Origin of the sequence: Acinetobacter sp. WC-323 (assembly GCF_000314615.1) — a bacterium.
Classification (GTDB): Bacteria; Pseudomonadota; Gammaproteobacteria; order Pseudomonadales; family Moraxellaceae; genus Acinetobacter; species Acinetobacter courvalinii.
Map to the genome: position 1 here is coordinate 53,112 of NZ_AMZS01000029.1, position 6,953 is coordinate 60,064.

General features: G+C 41.7%; 7 protein-coding genes. 4 read left to right on the top strand and 3 right to left on the bottom strand.

The genetic code is table 11. The annotated features are described in order from the left end of the window. The first annotated feature begins 5 nt into the window (after positions 1–5). Positions 6–911, top strand: coding sequence for a tetratricopeptide repeat protein (locus tag ACINWC323_RS14440; RefSeq protein WP_009509679.1), 906 nt, complete (start codon positions 6–8; stop codon positions 909–911). 71 nt (positions 912–982) lie between these two features. After that, positions 983–1,762, top strand: coding sequence for a tetratricopeptide repeat protein (locus tag ACINWC323_RS14435; RefSeq protein ID WP_009509656.1), 780 nt, complete (start codon positions 983–985; stop codon positions 1,760–1,762). An 80-nt stretch (positions 1,763–1,842) separates the two neighbouring features. On the opposite strand, the gene trmB is transcribed toward ACINWC323_RS14435, so the two are convergent. Beyond that, on the bottom strand, positions 1,843–2,559 hold the full coding sequence (gene trmB / locus ACINWC323_RS14430) for a tRNA (guanosine(46)-N7)-methyltransferase TrmB (protein ID WP_005231014.1): 717 nt from the start codon (positions 2,557–2,559) through the stop codon (positions 1,843–1,845). Between the two features lie 183 nt (positions 2,560–2,742). Here trmB and ACINWC323_RS14425 point away from each other — a divergent pair, with 183 nt between their 5' ends. Next, positions 2,743–5,184, top strand: a complete 2,442-nt coding sequence (locus ACINWC323_RS14425; protein WP_009509671.1) for an ExeM/NucH family extracellular endonuclease — start codon at positions 2,743–2,745, stop codon at positions 5,182–5,184. Between the two features lie 205 nt (positions 5,185–5,389). Then, the gene (locus ACINWC323_RS14420; RefSeq protein WP_009509645.1) at positions 5,390–6,001 is read left to right on the top strand and encodes a glutathione binding-like protein; all 612 of its coding nucleotides are present in this window, start codon (positions 5,390–5,392) and stop codon (positions 5,999–6,001) included. Between the two features lie 52 nt (positions 6,002–6,053). Here the strand turns inward: ACINWC323_RS14420 and ACINWC323_RS14415 are convergent, their stop codons facing one another. Further along, positions 6,054–6,398: a hypothetical protein gene (locus tag ACINWC323_RS14415; RefSeq protein WP_005231011.1), complete on the bottom strand. Its 345-nt coding sequence runs from the start codon at positions 6,396–6,398 to the stop codon at positions 6,054–6,056. Positions 6,399–6,543: 145 nt separating this feature from the next. Next, the coding region (locus ACINWC323_RS14410; protein WP_009509643.1) for an FAD-dependent oxidoreductase at positions 6,544–6,953 on the bottom strand (410 nt) is incomplete at its 5' end.

Below are 6,953 nucleotides of genomic sequence, written 5' to 3' on the forward strand. Positions count from 1 at the left end.
ACTTAATGAAGCTTAGATTTTTTTTTGTTGCTTTAATATCGCTCACATCAGCATGCAGTCAAGACAAAGAAGCAAACACTCATGGAACGCTGACTAAAGACTATAAAGATGTGTCGGAGTATAAGTCTAAACATGATCTGGAAAAGGCTGCAAAAGCAAATGATGCAGAAGCCATTTTTGTATTGGCATCTATGTATGCCACAGGTGAAGGTGAAAAATTTGATCAAAAGAAAGCATTGGAACTATTTGAGAAATCTGCACAACTAGGTTCTTCTAATGCCATGTTACAATTAGGACTGATTTATCAATATGGCAATGAAGCCGTAAAAAAAGATGATCAAAAAGCTTTAATGTGGTTTGAAGAAGGGGCCAAAAAGGGGAATCCATCTGCGATTCATAATGTAGGATTGGCTTATTATAAAGGGTTAAGTGTAAAGCAGGATAGGGCAAAAGCGTTTACATATTTTATTCGATCTGCCGAATCTGGACTCATACAGTCCCAGACAGTTGTTGCTGCTCAATTATATGGTGGAGATGGCGTTGAAAAGGACATCAAAGCATCTTTTAAATGGATATTAAAAGCAGCTGAGCAGGGTGATCTCGAGTCACAAAATAATGTGGGCTTGGCGTATGAACGAGGTGAGGGTGTAGAACAAGATCCACTTCAAGCCCTTGTCTGGTTTAAGCGGGCGGCAGATCATGGCCATTCGTTAGCGCAATATAATACTGCACTTAAATATTATAATGGTGCAGGTATGAAACAGAATTTAGATGAATCAATACGATATGCAGAAATGGCTGTTCGTAATGGAAATCCATCAGCCAAGGCATTGTTATATGATATTTACGCAGAAAGCAGTAGCTTAAAATATAGTCCAGAAAAAGCAAACTACTGGAAATCAAAGTTGTAATCGTACATTCAATTTTCCTATGGATATGAAAATTTGGCTTTGTATTCATCTGATCTATACAAGGTATTGAAATGAAAGAAAAATTTATTGTTATTTTGATTGTTTTGACTATTTTTCAATTCAGTGCCTGTTCAAAAGTAACTCGGGATAATCAGGAGGTACAAGCCGAATTGCTCTATCAGCAAGGAGGGCGATACTTCTTGGGCCAAGATGTACCTCAAGATTACATAAAAGCTAAGGCTTTGTTTGAACAAGCAGCGCAACAAGGCTCAGCGATTGCTCAAAATGATTTGGCCGGCATGTATTTCAAGGGCCTTGGGACCGCGAAAAACGAAGAAAAAGCTTTTTACTGGTATGAGCGAGCCGCACAGAAAAATTTTCCGGAAGCACAATATAATTTGGGCATTATGTATGACCATGGTCACTATGTGGAAAAAGACCGAAATAAAGCTTTAGCTTTTTATCGGTTATCTGCAGATCAAGGCTACGCTAAAGCCCAGTTTAATCTCGCAAATGCTTATTCTTCAGGGAGAGGGGTGAAAAAAGATATTGGTCTAGCCATGGAGTTATATGAAAAGGCCGCACGACAAAATATGCCTGAAGCCCAATATAATCTGGCAAATATATATTCTGATGGTTTGCTGGTGCCCAAGAATGAAAAGAGGGCTTTAAAACTATATGAAAGTGCAGCTGAGCAGAATTTCCCTATGGCCCAGCATAATTTAGGTTACCTCTATATAAATGAATATCATAACCTTGAAAAAGCCAAGTACTGGTTTAAAAAAGCCTATGAAAATGGAGTTAAAGAATCAGGAGAGGTGTTAAAACAATTAGAGCATGACTCGCCATAGCCTGATCTCAATCATGTCAATGTTTATGCAATAAAAAAGCCACTAAACAATTAGTGGCTTCCTTCGAAAACTAAATCGACTTATTTAATTTTCTTAAAGATAAAATCATTAATCTTATGACCAGATTCAAGACCACGACGCTCGAATTTGGTCACTGGACGCCAGTCTGGGCGAGGGTAGCTATTGCCTTTACCTGCCAGATTTTCCATATCAGGACGGTTATCTAGGATATCAAGCATCCATTCTGCATACGGCTCCCAATCTGTCGCTGCATGGAAAGTCCCACCCAGCTCAAGCTTCTGTTCAACCAGTTGCATACGCTCATGAATGACAAAACGGCGTTTAAAGTGACGTTTCTTCTGCCATGGATCCGGGAAGTAAAGCTGTACACAGTTAATGCTGTTGTCTGGCATTTCACGTAATACCTGAATGGCATCGGCATCCAGTACAAACAGATTCTTTAAGCCAGCCATACCCGCTTCATAAACACACTGTGCGATACCAGGCACATGCACTTCGATGCCGACAAAGTTACGCTCAGGATTGGCCTTTGCCATTAACACCAAAGAACGGCCCATACCAAAACCGATTTCAACGGTTAATGGACGTTCAGGATGTTCAAAATGCTGGCGTAAATCACCAACAGGGTATTCCAAAATTAAATCACGATAATCTTCTAAAGCAGTACGTTGTGAAGTATTGAGCGGAGCTGAACGACGCATAAACGTCACAATTTCACGGTGCTCAGGCAAATTGTCGAGTTCCGTAATTTGCGTTTCTAACTGATCGTTTGACATGATTCTGGAGATATAAATGTAGAAATGCCGTATTTTAAGTGCTCAGGTGGACAAGTCAAACTTTTAAGTGATTTTATTTAGTCGTTTATTTTTAAAAATGATGAAAACTTGTCAAAAAATCTTCATGGTGCTGTCACAGAACTTGCATAGCCTAATGGCAATTTAAACACTAAGTAAAAAACCATGCATAATTTTAAATACCATTCGATCGTCATTTGTTTAAGCCTGTTGGGCGCATCTTCAATCTTTTCTGCGGCGCATGCACAACTGATGTTTAGTCAGTATGTCGATGGCAGCAGCAATAAAAAGGGGTTAGAAATCTATAACCCCGATGCCACAACGGTCAATCTGGCAGATTATGAAATCCAGCAGTTTAATAATGGCGGCACCGTTAAAACCGCAGCATTTCCCTTACAGGGCAGTTTAGCCAGCAAACAGAAATATCTGATCGGCCGTTCAGAATTACAAGCCCAATTAGGCAATAAGGTTAATCAGGTTGCTGGTCTATCCTTTAATGGTGATGATGCGGTGATATTGCTGTATCGTGGGACACCGGTAGATCGTTTCGGTCGCATTGGCGAGCGCCCAGCAGCAGGTTGGGGTACAACGGTTTTAAGCATGGGTAACAGCTTTAAACGCATTCAAACAGACAATTCAGTCGTGAGTGTTGACCCAACCAGTCCATTTGACCTGGATCAATCCTGGCAGGCCTGGACGGACCGGAATGACTTTTCGAACTTAAGCGGTTCAACCACCACACCGCCGATTAGCGATGCAGTCAGTTGTAGCAGTCGTGATACACCGATTGCCAGTTTAGCCGACTCAGCTCAGAATCAAAACTATACCATTCGTGGGGTGATCACCGCAGACTATCGTTATAACAACGGTTTCTCCGGTTTCTATGTGCAAACACCTGATAGCAAAGCAACGCCAAATGTCAGCAATGCCATCTTCGTCTATATTCCTGCAAGTAGTGCCATAAACGGTGGGCAGGTTGGTGATGAAGTGATCTTGCGTGGCCGTTTAACCAGTTATCAAAACCAGCTTCAATTGGATCAGTTGCAGCAGGATATCAAGACCTGTAACCAGAACATGGCGTCATTGATTCAACCCCTGGATTTGAATTTACCCTTTAGCAGTTTGACCGATACGGCAGGGAACTCACCGAAACGTTATCAGGGTATGTTGATAAAATTACCGCAAACGTTGACGGTCAGTGAAAACTATAATTTCGGTCGTTATGGGGAGTTGTCTTTAAGTCTGGGACGGCTGTTTATTCCAACCAATCTGTATCCGGCACTTTCAAATGAAGCCAAGGCGTTAGCACAGCAAAATCTGCTTTCAAAAATTATCTTTGATGATGGTTATAACAATCAAAACCGTGCGCCGTGGTTGCCACAAAACTTTAGTGCTTTAAATACACTGCGCTCAGGCTATCAGTTAAAAAATGCACAAGGTATTTTGGAATACCGTTTTAATGCCTGGCGTGTACAACCCATTGCAGGGGCAAACTTGCCGGAAGTCGTGACCAGCACCAATCCGCGGCCAACGATTACGGCTAAGCAAAGCAAACATGTTCGTGTTGCAGCATTTAATGTACTCAACTATGACAATGGCAAGACTGGCTTCCCAACCGAACGTGGCGCTAACAGTCAGGCTGAGTTCGACAAACAGCATGCCAAAATTGTGAGCGCATTAAAATCAATCGATGCTGATGTATATGGCTTGATGGAGATTGCCAATAATGGTTATGGCAGTGATAGTGCAGTTGCTAACTTGACTAAGGCTTTAGGGCCAGACTGGAAATATGTGATTCCAGAAGAACTTAATCAGCTGGGTACGGATGTGATTGCGGTTGCGATTATCTATAACAGCAAACGTGTTCAACCCGTGAATAAAGCTGCGGTATTGGATCTGGGTGATAAAAACCGTTCGACCATTGCACAATCCTTCAAGCCTGTACAAGGTGGGCAAATCTTTACGGTGATTCCAAACCATCTTAAATCGAAAGGCTGTAAAGGTGTCGATGAAAATTCTCTCGATGCAGATCAACGCGATGGACAAGGGTGCTGGAACCCAACCCGTGTGAAAGCAGTTGAACAACTCACGCAATGGATTGCTAAGAATCCAACCCAAGTGAAGAATCCGAATATCTTACTTTTAGGTGATATGAATAGTTATGCCAAAGAAGATCCGATTCTGACTTTTGAGAAAGCCAATTATAAAGTTCTGTTGAATGACAGTAAGGTCGGTGAGGGCAATCAGGCATATAGCTATGTCTTTGGTGTATCGAGTGATGCAGATGGTTATGGCGGTGCAGGTAACCTAGATCATGCCATTGCCGATGCCAATCTGTATAAACGTGTGATTAAAGCCTTTGCCTGGCATATCAATGCCGATGAGCCAACGGTATTGGATTATAACGAGGAATATAAAACCGATGCGCAAAAGGATCTGTTCTTTGCGGCTGATGCCTACCGTTCTTCAGACCATGATCCTGTGATTGTTGATCTGGATATGAAAACCGCAGATTCACAACTTGAACCTAATCATCCGAAACATATTATCGTGGAATTTCTAAATTCGTTATTTGAATGGTTAGGCAAGCTTTTTGGTCGAGCCTAATCCAGTTTACGTGACATTGTTTGGTTGTTTTTTCATAAATTAATCAATCGTCACGGAATATAACTTGCAAGGTCGAAAAAAATTTATTAATAGTAGTGGTGTAGATGTTCTTAGCATGAAAGCGATTATAAATTTTAATTCTGTCTGTTCTCGAGTTTCGTAGGAACGTTCTAGAGCATAAGTTGTTAGATAACAAGGATCAATTATGAAGTTGTATTATTCACCTGGCGCATGCTCATTGGCAGCCCACATTATTTTAAATGAAATCAATGTAGATTTTGATTTAGAACGAGTTGATCTAAAAACACATAAAACCTCAAAAGGTGCAGATTATTACGAGATTAATCCAAAGGGTTATGTACCGGCTTTGGAAATTAATCCAGGTTTGATTTTAACCGAAAATGTGGCGATTTTACCGTTTCTTGCGCAACACGATCCGAAGCAGGACCTGATTCCGCCATCAGGTATGGGACGTGCCAAAGTTCTGGAATGGTTGGGATATTTGAACTCGGAATTGCATGATGCTTATGCGGTTTTCTTTACCGGTAAACTTACCGATGATGAAAAGACCAAGGCCTATGCTGAAGTTGACCGTTTATTGAAATATATCGATAACTATCTGGCTGAATCAGACTGTGATTATCTGGTAGATGATAATTTTGGCCCGGCGGATGCCTATTTATTTGTGCTCACCAACTGGTCGAATCATATCGAGCATGATTTAACCCCGTATATCAACGTGATTGCGTTACGCAATAAAATTGCTGAACGTCAGTCAGTGCAGATTGCCATGCGTGATGAAGGGCTGTTGAGCTAGGACACCCAATAAAAAAGCCTCTGTGAACAGAGGCTTTTTTATGTCAACTCAATTATTGTTGAGCTTTTTCTTTCACGTCAGCAGCACCAGACTCTACTGCACCCGCAACTTTAGCTGTCGCATCACGTGCAGCAGCTTCAGTTTTTGCAGCAGCTTCAGCAGTTGCAGTTGCCGTATGATCAGCAGCAGCATCAATTTGATCGCCCGCTGTATCTACCGCAGTTGCAACATCGCTAGTCGCGTTTTGAGTAGCGTCTTTAATATCAGCACCAGCCTGATCAGCCGCGTGTTCTAAATGTTCACCTGTGGTCGCGCCAGTTTCAGGTGCTTTATCTTTATTACAGCCTACAAGCGCAACAGTAGCAGCAAGACCTAATGCAACAAGTAATTTATTCATTGTCTATTTCCTTTTCTTTGTGGCATCCAATAGGAATGGATAGCAAAAATATAACCATAAACTGCATAAAGAATAAAGTTGAAAATTTGTAAAAACACGCACTTACATCGGAAAACATAAGTGCGTGTTTCATTTTTTAAAGCATTTAAACGCCTGAACGGATCATGTAATCAAAGGCAGACAGTGAGGCTTTGGCACCTTCACCAGTAGCAATGATAATTTGCTTGTAAGGCACGGTGGTACAGTCACCTGCGGCAAATACACCCTTGACACTGGTTTCGTTACGATCATTAATCACGATCTCGCCACGGTTGCTCAACTCCACCGCACTGTTCTTTAAGAAATCGGTGTTTGGCAACAAGCCGATCTGTACAAAGATCCCTGCCAGCTCAACCGTATGTTCAACATCAGTAGCACGGTCTTTATATTTCAATGCCGTCACCTGAGCACCATCACCGACCACTTCTGTACTCAATGCATTCATGATCACGGTGGTATTTGGCAAGCTGTTTAACTTGTCTTGCAACACTTGGTCGGCACGAAGTTTGGTATCGA